Consider the following 15,239-nt stretch of genomic DNA (forward strand, 5'->3'; position numbering starts at 1 on the left):
ACGGAGCCAGGACGTCGGGGACGGCATGGGGAGGGGGCGGATCCTCCCGGTGACACCAGAGCGTTCGGGCCGCGCGGGCCCCTCGGGGGCTGGGCTCACTGCCAGTCGGCGGGGCGCTCCACATGCTCCAGGCGCAGCACCTGTCCCGTGCGGCTGTAGCGGCGGATACGGGGGAGGGGCGGGTAGTAGGCGTGGACCGAGATCGCGTGTTCCTCGGTGGACTCGTTGAGCACCTCGTGGACGTGGTGGCGTCCGAAGGAGCGGCCCTTGCCGGCGGACAACTGCCGTTCGCGGTCGACGCCTTCGGTGAGTTCGAGGGTCTTCCAGCCGTCGGTGGGCAGCCGGGCGGCGAGCGAGTACTCCTTGAGCGCACCCGCGGCGGTGACGAAGGCGCCCACCGAGTCGGCGTGGTCGTGCCAGCCGGTACCGGTGCCGGGAGGCCAGCCGATGAGCCAGGCCTCGCTGCCACCGGGGCCTTCGAGCCGCACCCACGTGCGGCCCTCCGGATCGAGCGGGAGCGAGGCGATCAGCTCGCCGTCGGCGGCCGTCCGACGCGCGAAGTCGAGCAGTTCCGCCTGAGTGGGACCGGAGAGGGTGGGGGCGGAGGCGGGGGGAACAACGGGGGACACAGACACGGGTACCGTCCTGAAGTGCGTTCGCTCGGAAAGCGCGCGGAGCACACGGGTGGCGCGCGCGGAGGGCGAAGGGATGCCGAGGGATGCGAGTTCAGCAGGACGGACGACACACGCAGCCCGCATAGCGGACGAGGTCCATATGGACCCTCCGCCACAGGCGCGTCGAGGTGTCGGTCACGGACCGGAGTAGACCATGACTGCGCGGAGCGGTCAACTGACCGTCACTATGTGGACACACAGTGACGGTCACCACCTCCGGCCGGCCCGGGTCCGGAGCGCTTCAGTGCGAACCCGATGCCGCCCCGGTCGTCTCGGACTGCTGCTCCGCCACGCCCAGCGTCGCCGCTGCCGCCGTGTACAGGTCGGCCGGGCGGACACCGCTCAGGGCGGTGACCAGGTATCCGTCGGGGCGGACGAGGAGAACGGTGTGGGCGCCCGCGCCCGGGTACGCCTCGGCGACCAACAGCTCGGCGGGATGCGGCAGGGCGGAGACGGCGGCGGCCAGGCGGGGCATGATCCCGGCGCTCATCCAGTGCTTGCGTTCCCACACCCCGGTACCCGGCGCGACGAGCACCACCAGGAGTGCCCCGCGTCCGAGCCGGTCCCGCAGTGGCACGAAGGAGCCGTCCTCAGCGGTCACCTCCACGTCCACGACCTGGGTGCCCGGCAGCGTGTCGATCGGCGTCTCCCCGTCGGCGGGTGGAGGCATGAGCGGAGAGCCGGAGTACGCCCCCGGCGCACCCAGCGCCCCGCGGCCCAGGTGTCCGTCCGAGAGCAGCGCGTCGTGGCCTCGGGAGGAGCCGGGGACGTACGAGCGCAGCCCCTTGCCGCCACGCAGCAGGGGCAGCACCTGGTCGGCGGCGCGCAGCCGGGTGGCGACGACCGCGCGCCGCTCCGCCTGGTAGCTGTCCAGCAGGGCTTCGTGCGGGCCGTGGTGCCAGGCCAGAGCGAGTTTCCAGGCGAGGTTGTCGGCGTCGCGCAGGCCCTCGTCGAGGCCCTGGGTGCCGAGCGCACCGAGCAGATGCGCGGCGTCCCCGGCCAGGAAGACCCGCCCGACCCGCCACCGCCGGGCGAGCCGGTGGTGCACGGTGTGGACACCGGTGTCGAGCAGGTCGTACGGCGGTGTGGAGCCGCCCGTCCAGCCGGCCAGGGTCTCGCGGACACGGGCCACGAGGAGTTCGGGCGTCACGAGGTCCTTGCCCGGTGGCAGGAGCCAGTCCAGGCGCCAGACCTCGCCGGCGAGCGGCCGTGCGGTGATCTCCCCGCCGGACGGGCCCGAGGTGCGCCACGGCGGCATGCGGTGCAGCAACGCTTCGCCGGGCCAGGGGAGTTCCGCACGCAGTGCCGCCACCGCGTGCCGTTCCACCGCCGTACGGCCGGGGAAGCGGATGTCCTGGAGCTTGCGGACCGTCGAGCGAGGGCCGTCGCAGCCCACCAGGTAACTGCCCCGCCACCAGGTGCTCTTGGGGCCGCGGGTGTGGGCCGTGACGCCGGACTTCTCCTGCTCGATCGCGTCGAGCCGGCTCTCCACCGCGACCTTGACGAGCCGCTCGCCGACGATGGCCTCGCGCAGGGCGGCGGTCAGGACGTGCTGGGCGATGTGGAGCGGCGGGAGGTCGGCGGAGCCCTCGACGACCTCCTCCGGGCCGCCGCGACCCCCCTTCGAGCCCTCCCGGGGCGGAGCGTCCTTGTCCTCGAAGCCGGCCTCGTCGAACCGGACCCGACGCATCACCTGCTTGCGCCGCATCGACCGCCATCCGGCCCAGCGGCGGCCGGACCGGGAGAGCGGGACGCCGGACAATCGTTCCAGCAGCGCGGCGGTGTCCTCGTTCAGAACCACGGTCCGCGCGAGCCGCTGCTCGTCCTTGCCCGGACCCTCGTCGAGGACCACGGACGGCACCTCCTGCCGCGCCAGCGCCAGGGCGAGCGTGAGCCCCACGGGCCCCGCTCCGACGATGATCACCGGATCCACGGCGCGGCGCCCCCTGCCCGACGTGACGTCCCGGCGGACGTGGGTGAACAGAAAGTTGGAGCAGGGTGCACGATCACAGAACGTATGCAACCCATTGCCGGTGCTTGCGTCAAGTGACGGAGGGCAGTGGCGATCATGCCACTGCCCTCCGGGGAACGAATCGGGGGACATCCTGGGCGGATGTCACCTGATCATCTGTCAGGTTCCCCCACCCGCGCCGGTCGCCGCGGTGCCCTGAACCGTCTCGGGAGCGAGAACCGCGCCGGTCGACTTCTTGGCCCGCCGCAGCCGCTGCTCCAGCCAGCTCGCGAAGGTGGTGATGATGAAGTTCAGGACGATGTAGATGATCGCGACGACGACGAAACTGGGCACGACGTTGGCGTACACCGCCGCCAGCGTCGCGCGTCCGCTGAGCAGTTCGGTGAACCCGATCATCACGCCGCCGAGGGCGGTGTCCTTCACGATGACCACGAGCTGGCTGACGATGGCAGGCAGCATCACCGTGACGGCCTGCGGCAGCAGGATGGAGGACATCGTCTGGCCCTTGCGCAGACCGATCGCCTGGGCGGCCTCCGTCTGGCCCTTGGGGAGGGCGAGGATGCCGGCGCGCACGACCTCGGCGAGGACCGAGGCGTTGTACAGCACCAGACCGGTGACGACCGCGTAGAGCTGCCGTTGCTCGGTGGTGACTTCAAACGAGCGAGCGATGACCTCGTTGGCGAACAGCATCAGCAGCAGGACCGGGATGGCCCGGAAGAACTCGACCACCGCACCGGCCGGGATGCGGACCCACAGGTGGTCGGAGAGGCGCGCGATGCCGAAGAGGGCACCGAGGGGCAGGGCGATCACGATGGAGAGCGCCATGGCCTTGAGCGTGTTGGCGAGACCGGGCAGCAGGTACGTCGTCCAGGCCTCGGAGGTGAAGAACGGCTTCCAGAGCCGCCACTCCAGCTGGTTCCTGCTGTCCAGCGCTCCCCAGAGCCACCACGCGAGGAGGGCCAGCAGAACGACGAAGACCACCGTGAAGATCACGTTGCGCCGTTTGGCCCGGGGGCCGGGGGCGTCGTAGAGAACAGAACTCATCGCTTCACCGCCAGTCGCTTGCTCAGCCAGCCGAGGATCAGGCCGGTGGGCAGGGTCAGAACAACGAATCCGAAGGCGAAGATCGCGCCGATGAGCAGGGTCTGGGCCTCCTTCTCGATCATGCCCTTCATGAGGTAGGCGGCTTCCCACACACCGATCGCCGCGGCCACGGTCGTATTCTTGGTCAGCGCGATCAGCACGTTGGCCAGCGGTCCGATGACCGCGCGGAACGCCTGCGGCAGCACGATGAGGCCGAGGACCTGGGTGAAGCTCAGTCCGATGGCGCGAGCCGCCTCCGCCTGGCCGACGGGCACGGTGTTGATGCCCGAGCGCAGCGCCTCACAGACGAACGCCGCGGTGTAGGCCACGAAACCGAGAATGGCGAGCCGAAAGGCCGTGGCCTTGACGTCGTTGCCCGCACCCATCGTCACGCGGAAGATGTCGGCGAGGCCGAGCGAGGCGAAGACGATGATGACGGTCAGCGGGATGTTCCGCACGACGTTCACATAGACGGTGCCGAAGCCGCGCATCAGCGGTACGGGGCTCACGCGCATGGCCGCGAGCAGCGTCCCCCAGATCAGGGAGCCGATGGCTGAGAAGACGGTGAGCTTGACCGTCATCCAGAACGCACCCAAGAGGGTTGGGTCGTTGTAGTTTGAAAGGAAGTCGAACACTGTCTCCCGCGCTTCCGGGTGTGTGGCGTACGAGGCAGGCGACGCACCGCGCCGCCGCCTCTACCGCACTGTGCGGCGGGCGGCGGCGCGACTACGAGAACCGCGCTGAGTGCGGATGTCCGCTTACTTGATGTCGCCGATCTTCGGGGCCGGCTCGTTCTTGTAGTCCGCCGGGCCGAAGTTCTCCTTGACCGCGGTCTCCCAGGCACCGTCGCTGACCATCTTCTCCAGGGCGGAGTTGATCTTGTCGACGGTCGCCTTGTCGCCCTTCTTGACACCGATGCCGTAGTTCTCGTTGCTGAGCTTCAGGCCCGCGAGCTTGAACTGGCCCTTGTAGTTGTCCTGCGCGGCGAAGCCCGCGAGGATCGAGTCGTCGGTGGTGACCGCGTCCACGGCGCCGCTCTGCAGACCGGCGATGCACTCCGAGTAGCCGCCGTACTCCTTCAGCTGAGCCTTCGGAGCGATGTCCTTCTTGACGTTCTCGGCCGAGGTGGAGCCGGTCACCGAGCAGAGGGTCTTGCCGTTGAGGTCCGTGCCCTTGCTGATGTCGGAGTCGGCCTTCACCAGCAGGTCCTGGTGGGCCAGCAGGTAGGGACCGGCGAAGTCGACCAGCTTCTTGCGCTCGTCGTTGATCGAGTAGGTGGCCGCGATGAACTTGACGTCGCCACGGGCCAGCGCGTTCTCACGGTCCGCGCTCTTGGTCTCGACGAACTCGATCTGCTTGGGCTCGTAGCCGAGCTCCTTCGCCACGTACGTCGCCACGTCCACGTCGAAGCCGGAGAAGGAACCGTCGGGGTTCTTCAGGCCGAGACCTGGCTGGTCGTACTTGATGCCGATCTTGATCTTGTCGCCGCCACCGGAACCGGAGCCCGAGCCGCTCTCGTTGCTGCTGTCGTCGCCACCACAGGCGGTGGCGGTCAGGGCGAGGACGAGGGCGGTGGCCGCCGCGGCGGAGACCTTGCGGAGCTTCATGGTGAACATCCTTTGACTGGTGAACAGATGCGGACCGTCATGGTGCGGGTGCCGGGGGCCGAGATCGGTGTCGGCAGGGCCGTCAGTGGTGCAGGATCTTCGACAGGAAGTCCTTGGCCCGGTCGCTGCGGGGGTTGCTGAAGAACTGGTCCGGCACCGCCTCTTCGACGATGCGGCCGTCGGCCATGAAGACCACCCGATTGGCGGCCGAACGGGCGAAGCCCATCTCGTGGGTGACCACGACCATGGTCATGCCGTCCCGGGCGAGCTGCTGCATGACTTCCAGGACCTCGTTGATCATCTCGGGGTCGAGCGCCGAGGTCGGTTCGTCGAAGAGCATGACCTTGGGGTCCATGGCCAGCGCCCGCGCGATGGCGACACGCTGCTGCTGACCGCCCGAGAGCTGTGCGGGGTACTTGTCCGCCTGGGTGCCCACGCCGACCCGGTCCAGCAGGGTGCGGGCCTTCTCCTCGGCCTGCTTCTTGTCGGCCTTGCGAACCTTGACCTGCCCCAGCATCACGTTCTCCAGCACGGTCTTGTGCGCGAAGAGATTGAACGACTGGAACACCATGCCGACGTCCGCGCGCAGTCGGGCGAGCGCCTTGCCCTCGGCGGGCAGCGGCTTGCCGTCGATCCGGATGTCGCCGGAGTCGATCGACTCCAGCCGGTTGATGGTGCGGCACAAGGTGGACTTGCCGGACCCGGAGGGTCCGATCACCACGACGACCTCGCCCCTGGTGATCGTCAGATCGATGTCCTGGAGTACGTGCAACGCGCCGAAGTGCTTGTTGACGCTCTTCAGGACGACCAGGTCGTCGGCCGCGGGCACCGCGTCCTTGACCACCGAAACTTCGGTCATCGCTTTAAGGCTCCGTCCTCCTCGGTTTCGGAGGACAGTAGTGACCCGCGACGACCAGCGTCATTACATCTGAGCGAGAATTGAGCATAACGATCTGGTAGCCGGACGATCACTGCACGTGACGGGCCTGTGCGGGGCGTTCCGGCTGTGTGACGGAACCCGTTCGGAACTCGTACGGCCTTGACGGCGTCCTCACTCATCAGTGTGACGGCGAAGAGGGCGATGCGCGCGTGCCCGGGATGCGGATCCGCGTAGTGTGTGCCAGCCGAGGCGTACAAATGAACGAAACGCGAGATCGGGCGCGAGGCCGGATATGAGACCGGACGCAAGGCCGGGCGTGGAACCGCGCGCGAGGCCGGACGCGGAACCGTACGCAAGGCCGGACGTGAGACCCGCGCAAGACCGCAGCAAGACGACCGAACCGAACCGGAAGGGGCCGGAATGAGGCTGCTCCTCGTCGAGGACGACAACCATGTCGCCGCCGCCCTGTCCGCGGTGTTGGCGCGGCACGGCTTCGACGTCACCCACGCCCGCAGCGGCGAGGAGGCCCTCCAGGCGCTCGTCCCTGAGGGAAACGGCTTCGGGGTCGTCCTGCTCGACCTCGGCCTGCCCGACCAGGACGGCTACGAGGTCTGCGGCAAGATCCGCAAGCGCACCAGCACCCCGGTGATCATGGTGACGGCCCGCTCCGACGTCCGGTCCCGGATCCACGGCCTCAACCTGGGCGCGGACGACTACGTGGTCAAGCCGTACGACACCGGTGAGCTGCTCGCCCGAATCCACGCCGTCGCCCGCCGCCGGGCCCCCGACGAGGCCGCGGCTCCCGGCGACAGCGGGCTGCGCCTCGGGTCCGTGCTCATCGAGCTGCCCACCCGCCAGGTCAGCGTCGACGGCACGGTCGTCCAGCTGACCCGCAAGGAGTTCGATCTGCTCGCGCTGCTGGCCCAACGGCCCGGGGTGGTGTTCCGCCGCGAACAGATCATCAGTGAGGTGTGGCGGACCAGCTGGGAGGGGACCGGCCGCACCCTGGAAGTGCACGTCGCCTCCCTGCGGTCCAAGCTGCGGATGCCCGCCCTGATCGAGACGGTGCGCGGGGTCGGCTACCGGCTGGTCGCCCCGACGCCGTAGCGTGCCCGCGTGCGCACTCGTCTTCTTCCGCTGCTCATCGTCCTGATGGCCGCCGTGCTGCTGGCTCTCGGCGTCCCGCTGGCGGTGAGCCTGGCGGCGGCGCGGCAACAGGAGGTGGTCGTCGACCGCATCGACGACACGGCGCGTTTCGCGGCGCTGGCTCAGTTCGTCACCGAGTCGCCCACCGGTTCCCGGACCAGCGGTGCGACCGACGGCCGGCGTGAGACGTTGCAGCACGAACTCGATCAGTACCACCGGGTGTACGGAATCAAGGCCGGTGTCTTCTACCGGGCCGGGGGCGGGCGGGCGATGGCCAACGCCCCCTACAACTGGGAAGTGCCCTCCGAGGGCGAGGGGCTCGCCGCGTTCGAAGAGGCGCTGCTGGGCCGTCGCCCGCACAATCCGGACCAGGTGTGGCCCTGGCAGCGCGGCCGGCTCGTCGTCGCCTCCCCGGTCATCCACGACGGCGACGTGATCGCCGTCGTCGTGACCGACTCGCCCACGGGACAGATGCGCTCCAAGATCCTGCGCGGCTGGCTGGTCATCGGCGCCGGTGAGTTCGCCGCGATGCTCCTCGCCGTCGGCGCGGCGCTGCAGCTGACCGGCTGGGTCCTCAAACCGGTACGCGTCCTCGACGCCACCACCCACTCCATCGCCTCCGGGCGGCTGAAGTCACGGGTCGCCGTGGCCAGTGGGCCGCCCGAACTCCGGCGGCTGGCACGGTCGTTCAACGAGATGGCCGACAACGTCGAGGACGTGCTGGAGCAGCAGCGCGCCTTCGTCGCCGACGCCTCGCACCAACTGCGCAATCCCCTCGCCGCGTTGCTGCTGCGCATCGACCTCCTCGCCCTCGAACTGCCCGAGGGCAACGAGGAGATCGCCTCCGTGCGCACCGAGGGCAAGCGCCTCGCCCAGGTCCTCGACGACCTGCTCGACCTGGCCCTCGCCGAGCATGTCGACGCCGATCTGCGGCTCACCGACATCGGCGAGCTGGCCGCCGAGCGGGTGGCCTCCTGGTCGCCGGTCGCCGACGACAAGGGGGTGGCGTTGGTGGGCGACTGCCCCGCCACCACCGCCTGGGCCGACCCGGTCGCCCTGTCCAGCGCCCTGGACGCGGTGATCGACAACGCGCTGAAGTTCACCCCTGCAGGGGAGAGCGTCGAGGTCCGGGTCGCCTCGAACGGGCAGGTCTCCACGGTCGTCGTCACCGACGCCGGGCCCGGCCTCAGCGACGAGGAGCTGGAACGGGTCGGCGACCGTTTCTGGCGCAGCACCGCGCACCAGAACATCAAGGGTTCGGGCCTCGGGCTCTCCATCTCGCGGGCGCTGATCGTCGCGGGCGGCGGCGCCATCGCGTACGCCCATCGCGAGCCCCACGGGCTGAAGGTGACGGTGACGGTGCCCCGGACGCGCCCGACGGAGTGAGCGGTGCCCCGAGTGCTTCGCGGCCCTACGGCTTGACCGACCGGTAGTACTCCTTGGCGCCCTTCTGCAGGTACAGCGGGTCCGTGTAGATGGCGGTGCGCAGGTCCACCAGCTGTGCCGCGTGCACGTCCTTGCCGATCCGGTCCCGGTTCTTGATGACCATGCGGGTCAGCCACTCGGTCAGCCGGGGATCCATGTCCTCGCGGGTGATGAGCAGGTTCGCGACCGTGATGGTGGGCACCGTGGAGTTCCGCAGGATGGACGGGTAGGCGTCGGCCGGCATCACGGCGGCCCGGTAGTGGAGGAAGGAGTCGTCCTCACCGTGCAGCTTCGCCACCAGCTCGCCGCCGATCGGGACGAACCGGTACTCGTACCCCGTGGCCGCCAGGTCGGACAGGCCCTTCGTCGGGAGTCCGCCCGACCAGAAGAACGCGTCGATATCGCCGCGGCGGAGCGCGTCGGGGCTGGTGCGGATGGTGTCCGGCCGTGACCGGATGTCCTTGTCGATGTCCAGTCCCTCCGCGGCCAGCACGCGGTCCGCTATCAGCCGTACGCCGGAGCCCTTCGGTCCGACGGCCACTCGTTTGCCCTTCAGGTCCGCGATGGACTGGATCGGGGAGGTGACCGGGACGACCACCTGCACATAGTCGTCGTACAGCCGTGCGAGGCCCCGCAGCTTCCCGCCGCCGGGCCTGTGCTCGTCCAGGTACGTCTGCACGGCGTCGGCCGCGGCGATGGCGAAGTCGGACTCACCGGTGGCGACCCGTTCGACGTTCTCCTGGGAGCCGTCGCTGGATTTCAGGTCGATCGTCAGGCGGGGCATGTCCTGGGCGATCGCGGTCTTCATCTCCTGGCCGTACTGCTGGTAGACGCCGCTGTCGGCACCCGTGCTGAGCGTGATCGTTCCGCTCGGCGGCTCCTCGCGCGGCCACAGCCACCACGCGAGCAGCCCGAGGACCACCAGCGAAGCCACCGAGCCCAGCAGCGCCTGCCGCGTGCCGATGCGTGGGAGTACCTGGACCATGCGCGAGATCCTGCCAGGTCACCCGCCGGGCGGCCAGGACGGGACCCATCCGGTGCGAGGCTGTGACCTCGGGACCTCGGGACCTCGGGACCTCGGGACCTTGGGGCGCCCGGACCTCCGGACCTCGGGACATGCCGGGTCGATAGGGTCGCCGGATGAGTTCCTCTCCCGCTCACCTGGTCCGCGAGTTCCACCGGGCCTTCGGTCTCGACGCCCGGACCGCCCCCACCGAGGTGTCGCCCGAGCTGGCCGCCCACCGCGGCGAGCTGCTGGCCGAGGAGGCCGCGGAGGTGGCCGAGGTGGCGGTCGACGGCCCGCTCGACCGGCTCGCCCACGAACTGGCGGACGTCGTGTACGTGGCCTACGGCACCGCCCTCGTCCACGGCATCGACCTCGACTCCGTCATCGCCGAGATCCACCGTTCCAACATGACCAAGCTGGGCCCCGACGGCCGCGTCGCCCGCCGGGACGACGGCAAGGTGCTCAAGGGGGACCACTACCGGGCGCCCGACGTGTCGGCGGTGCTGCGCCGACAGGGGTGGACCGGCGGAGCCGCCTGACAGACGAGCGCCCCCGGTCGCTGCCTTAGGCTTACGGAGTGACCAACAGCAGCGACCGGAGTCAGGCAGTGGGCGTCAAGACATACGAAGTGCGTACTTATGGATGTCAAATGAACGTCCACGACTCCGAACGCCTGTCCGGACTTCTGGAGGACGCCGGGTACGTCCGCGCACCCGAGGACGCCGGCGAGGGCAACGCCGACGTCGTCGTCTTCAACACCTGCGCCGTACGGGAGAACGCCGACAACCGTCTCTACGGCAACCTCGGCCGCCTCGCCCCGATGAAGACCGCCCGCCCCGGTATGCAGATCGCCGTCGGCGGGTGTCTGGCCCAGAAGGACCGGGACACCATCGTCAAGAAGGCGCCCTGGGTGGACGTCGTCTTCGGCACGCACAACATCGGCAAGCTCCCCGTCCTGCTGGAGCGCGCCCGCGTCCAGGACGAGGCACAGGTCGAGATCGCCGAATCCCTGGAGGCCTTCCCCTCCACGCTGCCGACCCGCCGCGAGAGCGCCTACGCCGCCTGGGTCTCCATCTCCGTCGGCTGCAACAACACCTGCACGTTCTGCATCGTCCCGGCCCTGCGCGGCAAGGAGAAGGACCGCCGTACCGGCGACATCCTCGCCGAGATCGAGGCCCTGGTCGGCGAGGGCGTCTCCGAGATCACCCTGCTCGGCCAGAACGTGAACGCGTACGGCTCCGACATCGGCGACCGCGAGGCGTTCAGCAAACTGCTGCGGGCCTGCGGAAAGATCGACGGCCTGGAACGTGTCCGGTTCACCTCGCCCCACCCCCGTGACTTCACCGACGACGTGATCGCCGCGATGGCCGAGACGCCGAACGTGATGCCGCAGCTGCACATGCCGCTCCAGTCCGGCTCGGACACGATTCTCAAGGCCATGCGCCGCTCGTACCGCCAGGAGCGCTACCTCGGGATCATCGAGAAGGTCCGCGCCTCCATCCCGCACGCGGCCATCACCACCGACATCATCGTGGGCTTCCCCGGCGAGACCGAGGAGGACTTCGAGCAGACGATGCACGTGGTGCGTGAGGCCCGCTTCACCCAGGCCTTCACCTTCCAGTACTCCAAGCGCCCCGGCACGCCCGCCGCCACGATGGAGAACCAGATCCCCAAGCAGGTCGTGCAGGCCCGCTACGAGCGCCTCGTCGCCCTCCAGGAGGAGATCTCCTGGGACGAGAACAAGAAGCAGGTCGGCCGCACCCTGGAACTGATGGTCGCCGAGGGCGAGGGCCGCAAGGACGGCGCCACCCACCGCCTCTCCGGCCGCGCCGCCGACAACCGCCTGGTCCACTTCACCAAGCCGGACCAGGAGGTCCGCCCCGGTGACGTCGTGACCGTGGAGATCACCTACGCCGCCCCGCACCACCTGCTCGCCGAGGGCGCCGTCCTCGACGTGCGCCGCACGCGGGCGGGCGACGCCTGGGAGAAGCGGAACTCCGCGCCCGCGCAGACGCCGGCGGGTGTGCTGCTGGGGCTGCCGAAGATCGGGGTGCCGGAGCCCCTGCCCGTGGCGGCCACGGGCGGGTGCGGCAGCCACTGAGCGGCCTCAGGTCCGAGGCTCCGTGGACGACCCGTAGGCGCCGGGTTCTGCCGCACCCCGCACCCCCCGGGCGGCGCGGCTGTCCCCGTCCCGTCGGGGCGACACGGCTGCCCCCCACGCCCGTCACGGAAGTTACCCTGCGGATCATGCTTGTAGCCGCTGCCGTGTGCCCCTGCCCCCCGCTGCTCGTGCCGGACGTCGCCGCGGGAGCCGCTCCCGAGCTGGACCCCGCGCGGGACGCCTGTGCGGACGCGCTCGGGGTGCTCGCCGCCGCTCGGCCCGACCGGCTGGTCGTCGTGGGCCCCGGCGGGCGGGACGCGTCGTATCCGGAAGGGGCGCGCGGCTCCTTCCGGGGCTTCGGCGTGGATCTGGACGTCCGGCTGGGACGCGGGACGGCGGACTCGCCGGCCGAGCTGCCCGCCTCCCTCGCCGTGGCCGCCTGGCTGCTCCACCGCACCGGCTGGGCCGAGGCTCCCGTGGAAGGGCTCGGCGTGGCGGAACCGCTCCCGGCCGAGCGGTGTGTCCGGGCCGGCCGGGACATCGCCGGGACGGCCGGGCGGGTGGCCCTGCTGGTGATGGGCGACGGCAGTGCGTGCCGGACGCTGAAGGCTCCGGGATACCTGGACGAGCGTGCGGCCGGCTTCGACGCGGAGATCGCCCGTGCGCTCGGCGCCGCCGACATCGCGGCCCTCCGGGCGCTGGACGCCGGTCTCGCGCGCGAGCTGATGGTCTCCGGCCGCGCCCCCTGGCAGATCCTGGCCGGAGCCGCAGAGAACGCGGATCTGGGCGGCAGCCTGCTGTACGACGACGCGCCGTACGGGGTGGGCTACCTGGTGGCGGCCTGGTCGTAGGCCGGACACGGCGGACGGCCGGGAGCGCGAGGCACTCCGCGGCCGTCCGACGATGTGACGGTGTTCAGGAAGCCGGTGGCGGTGGTGTGGCGCCGCCGCCCGGAGGCGGGGGCGTGGGGCCTCTGCCCGCGGGCGGGGTGGTGGGGCCTCTGCCCGCGGGCGGGGTGGTGTGCCCCCCGCCCGTCGGCGAGGACGTCCGGTCGCCGTCCTCGTGGTGCGCGAGTCGCTCCATGGCGTGCTTCGCCTTGCCCGTGCCCGACTGGATCCGGCCGCTGTACTTGCCCTTGGTCTTCTTGTCGACCGTGTGCGCGGCCTTGTCGAGACCGTGATGGATCTTGTCCTCGTGCTTCTGTGCGAGGTGCGAGACCTTGTCCTTGGCCGGGGAGAGTTTGGATTTCAAGTTATCCAGCAGACCCATGGTTCACCTTTCCGCGCGGGGCAGTCATGTGCGGGCGCCCTCGCCGGCCTCGTTGTCGGCCGCCTGGTCGGCGGTCTGCTGCTTGGGGATCTCCACGTCGTCCGCCGCCTCGACGGTTTCCGCCTCCTGCTCGACGGACTCGTCCGCGGTCGCGGCCTCCGCCTCGGGCTGGACGGCCTCGGTGGATCCCTTCGCCTCGTCCGACTTCTCCGCCTCGGTCTCGGTGCTCGGCGCGGATGCCGTCACGACGGCCTCGTCCGCGTCCTTCGCCTTGCGCCGGAACAGTGAGAAAACGCCCATCTCAACCTCAATGCTAATCATGCGGGCTAATTCCCGCGCTTTCCCGGAGCGTCCCATTGCGTCATCCGGGCCGCCGGAACTCGCCTCCGGCGCTTCGAACTCGCAACACGCAACGACCCCGGCTGCCTCGCGTCACGTAGCTCGTTCGAGAAGAGGGGCCGACATTTGCGAGACTGGGGCGGTGAGTAGCGCAGTTCCCCCTTCGCGGGTCATCGCCGTCGTCGGACCGACCGCGGCCGGAAAGTCCGATCTGGGCGTCTTCCTCGCCCAGCGCCTCGGCGGCGAGGTCGTCAACGCCGATTCCATGCAGCTCTACCGGGGGATGGACATCGGCACCGCCAAGCTGACCCCGCAGGAGCGCGACGGCGTCCCGCACCACCTCCTGGACATCTGGGACGTCACGGCCGCCGCCAGCGTCGCCGAGTACCAGCGCCTCGCCCGCGCCCGCATCGACGCCCTCCTCGCCGAGGGCCGCTGGCCGATCCTCGTGGGCGGCTCCGGGTTGTACGTCAGGGGGGCCGTCGACCACCTGGAGTTCCCCGGCACCGACCCCGAGGTCCGGGCCCGTCTGGAGGAGGAGCTGGCCCTGCGCGGGTCCGGCGCGCTGCACGCCCGGTTGGCCGCCGCCGACCCCGAGGCCGCCCAGGCGATCCTGCCGAGCAACGGCCGCCGGATCGTGCGCGCCCTCGAAGTGATCGAGATCACCGGAAAGCCGTTCACGGCGAATCTCCCGGGCCATGACTCGGTCTACGACACCGTCCAGATCGGTGTCGACGTGGCGCGTCCCGAACTCGACGAGCGCATCGCCCGCCGTGTCGACCGCATGTGGGACGCCGGTCTGGTCGAGGAAGTGCGCGCTCTGGAGGCGCGGGGGTTGCGCGAGGGGCGCACCGCGTCGCGTGCGCTCGGCTACCAGCAGGTCCTCGCGGCGTTGGCCGGGCAGTGCACCATGGACGAGGCGCGAGCCGAGACCGTGCGTGCCACCAAGCGCTTCGCGCGCCGTCAGGATTCATGGTTCAGACGCGACCCGCGGGTGCACTGGCTCAAGGGGGGCCTCGCCGACCTGACGGAACTCCCGCAGCTCGCACTGGCGTTGATCGAACGACCGGTCACAGCCTGATCACGTCATGGCATCGGGTCGCCCCGGCGGTCATCCCGGCCTCCGGGGGCGTGCCATCATCGAGCTTCGATCGACCAAGTGGAGTCCGAGTTGGGAGGGCGCGTGGCGATGGAGGCCGGCCCTCGCGACACCGCACAAGGCGCGGAGCACGACGCCGCGGAGGACGCGGATCAGCTGGTTACCGAGGGGTACGCACTGGATCCCGACGACGACCCGCTGAGCCCCGACGGTCCCGACGACCAGACTCCCGGTGGTGTGAGCGACGACGGACCGGAACCGGACGAGATGACCGGGCCGGAGGTCGAGGTCGAGCTGCGCCCCCAGCGCAGGCTCCGGCTCTGGCAGCTCGCGCCCATCGTGGGTCTCGCCGCGGTCGGCTCCCTGATGTTCGCCTTCCCGCTCGCCTTCGAGTTCGGTGACGGCGGCGCCGTCGTCGCCATGCTCGGCCTGCTGATCTGTGCCACCGCGGCCGGCTGGGGCATGATGGCCGCCCGCCGCGTCGGTTACACGTGGCCCGGACTGCCCGCACGCGGCTCCGGCCGCCGCCCGGACTGGCGGATGGCCCTGCTCTACCTCCTGATCGTGGCCGCCGTCGTGGTCCTGGCCGTGTGGCGGGTGGCGCGGCTCCGCTAGCGCGTGCGCGAAAGTCCCGTGCG

General features: G+C 70.4%; 17 protein-coding genes. 7 read left to right on the forward strand and 10 right to left on the reverse strand.

Going from position 1 to position 15,239, the window contains the following annotated elements:
- Positions 1–95: 95 nt before the first annotated feature.
- The 7 genes from H4687_RS33790 to H4687_RS33815 all read right to left on the reverse strand — a co-directional run bounded on the left by H4687_RS33790 (position 96) and on the right by H4687_RS33815 (position 6,195).
- On the reverse strand, positions 96–635 hold the full coding sequence (locus H4687_RS33790; RefSeq protein WP_050399283.1) for a cupin domain-containing protein: 540 nt from the start codon (positions 633–635) through the stop codon (positions 96–98).
- A gap of 91 nt (positions 636–726) precedes the next feature.
- On the reverse strand, positions 727–888 hold the full coding sequence (locus H4687_RS48195) for a putative leader peptide (RefSeq protein ID WP_318787720.1): 162 nt from the start codon (positions 886–888) through the stop codon (positions 727–729).
- A gap of 27 nt (positions 889–915) precedes the next feature.
- The gene (locus tag H4687_RS33795) at positions 916–2,607 is read right to left on the reverse strand and encodes an FAD-dependent monooxygenase (protein ID WP_046916705.1); all 1,692 of its coding nucleotides are present in this window, start codon (positions 2,605–2,607) and stop codon (positions 916–918) included.
- A gap of 198 nt (positions 2,608–2,805) precedes the next feature.
- The gene (locus H4687_RS33800; protein WP_046916706.1) at positions 2,806–3,690 is read right to left on the reverse strand and encodes an amino acid ABC transporter permease; all 885 of its coding nucleotides are present in this window, start codon (positions 3,688–3,690) and stop codon (positions 2,806–2,808) included.
- Positions 3,687–4,364 (reverse strand): amino acid ABC transporter permease, encoded by a 678-nt coding sequence (locus H4687_RS33805; RefSeq protein ID WP_046916707.1) that lies wholly within the window; start codon positions 4,362–4,364, stop codon positions 3,687–3,689. The genes H4687_RS33800 and H4687_RS33805 overlap by 4 nt, the downstream gene beginning before the upstream one ends.
- Before the next feature lie 123 nt (positions 4,365–4,487).
- Positions 4,488–5,336, reverse strand: a complete 849-nt coding sequence (locus H4687_RS33810; RefSeq protein ID WP_179859998.1) for a glutamate ABC transporter substrate-binding protein — start codon at positions 5,334–5,336, stop codon at positions 4,488–4,490.
- 82 nt (positions 5,337–5,418) lie between these two features.
- Positions 5,419–6,195, reverse strand: a complete 777-nt coding sequence (locus tag H4687_RS33815; RefSeq protein WP_046916709.1) for an amino acid ABC transporter ATP-binding protein — start codon at positions 6,193–6,195, stop codon at positions 5,419–5,421.
- 441 nt (positions 6,196–6,636) lie between these two features.
- Here H4687_RS33815 and H4687_RS33820 point away from each other — a divergent pair, with 441 nt between their 5' ends.
- Positions 6,637–7,323, forward strand: coding sequence for a response regulator transcription factor (locus H4687_RS33820; protein WP_005481480.1), 687 nt, complete (start codon positions 6,637–6,639; stop codon positions 7,321–7,323).
- 9 nt (positions 7,324–7,332) lie between these two features.
- On the forward strand, positions 7,333–8,748 hold the full coding sequence (locus H4687_RS33825) for a sensor histidine kinase (RefSeq protein WP_046916710.1): 1,416 nt from the start codon (positions 7,333–7,335) through the stop codon (positions 8,746–8,748).
- 25 nt (positions 8,749–8,773) lie between these two features.
- Here H4687_RS33825 and H4687_RS33830 read toward each other — a convergent pair whose 3' ends face one another.
- Positions 8,774–9,772 carry a TAXI family TRAP transporter solute-binding subunit gene (locus tag H4687_RS33830; protein WP_046916711.1) on the reverse strand — a complete coding sequence of 333 codons (999 nt, stop codon included), beginning with the start codon at positions 9,770–9,772 and terminating at the stop codon, positions 8,774–8,776.
- Positions 9,773–9,927: 155 nt separating this feature from the next.
- Between H4687_RS33830 and H4687_RS33835 the strand changes: the two genes are divergently transcribed.
- The 3 genes from H4687_RS33835 (at position 9,928) to H4687_RS33845 (ending at position 12,745) form a co-directional block, all read left to right on the forward strand.
- Positions 9,928–10,332 (forward strand): pyrophosphohydrolase domain-containing protein, encoded by a 405-nt coding sequence (locus tag H4687_RS33835; RefSeq protein WP_005481485.1) that lies wholly within the window; start codon positions 9,928–9,930, stop codon positions 10,330–10,332.
- A gap of 38 nt (positions 10,333–10,370) precedes the next feature.
- Positions 10,371–11,894, forward strand: coding sequence for a tRNA (N6-isopentenyl adenosine(37)-C2)-methylthiotransferase MiaB (gene miaB, locus H4687_RS33840; RefSeq protein ID WP_078907460.1), 1,524 nt, complete (start codon positions 10,371–10,373; stop codon positions 11,892–11,894).
- A gap of 146 nt (positions 11,895–12,040) precedes the next feature.
- Positions 12,041–12,745 (forward strand): class III extradiol dioxygenase subunit B-like domain-containing protein, encoded by a 705-nt coding sequence (locus H4687_RS33845; protein ID WP_046916713.1) that lies wholly within the window; start codon positions 12,041–12,043, stop codon positions 12,743–12,745.
- A 64-nt stretch (positions 12,746–12,809) separates the two neighbouring features.
- Here H4687_RS33845 and H4687_RS33850 read toward each other — a convergent pair whose 3' ends face one another.
- On the reverse strand, positions 12,810–13,163 hold the full coding sequence (locus H4687_RS33850; RefSeq protein WP_050399284.1) for an antitoxin: 354 nt from the start codon (positions 13,161–13,163) through the stop codon (positions 12,810–12,812).
- A 24-nt stretch (positions 13,164–13,187) separates the two neighbouring features.
- Complete coding sequence (locus H4687_RS33855) at positions 13,188–13,463, reverse strand: hypothetical protein (RefSeq protein ID WP_046916715.1); 276 nt, start codon at positions 13,461–13,463, stop codon at positions 13,188–13,190.
- Between the two features lie 181 nt (positions 13,464–13,644).
- Between H4687_RS33855 and miaA the strand changes: the two genes are divergently transcribed.
- Together miaA and H4687_RS33865 are read left to right on the forward strand one after the other, a co-directional pair.
- Positions 13,645–14,583 (forward strand): tRNA (adenosine(37)-N6)-dimethylallyltransferase MiaA, encoded by a 939-nt coding sequence (miaA, locus tag H4687_RS33860; protein WP_005481494.1) that lies wholly within the window; start codon positions 13,645–13,647, stop codon positions 14,581–14,583.
- 102 nt (positions 14,584–14,685) lie between these two features.
- The gene (locus H4687_RS33865; protein ID WP_078907461.1) at positions 14,686–15,216 is read left to right on the forward strand and encodes a hypothetical protein; all 531 of its coding nucleotides are present in this window, start codon (positions 14,686–14,688) and stop codon (positions 15,214–15,216) included.
- Positions 15,217–15,239 lie beyond the last annotated feature (23 nt).

The sequence above is a fragment of the Streptomyces stelliscabiei genome, from assembly GCF_014873495.1.
In the GTDB taxonomy this organism is placed as follows: Bacteria; Actinomycetota; Actinomycetes; order Streptomycetales; family Streptomycetaceae; genus Streptomyces; species Streptomyces bottropensis.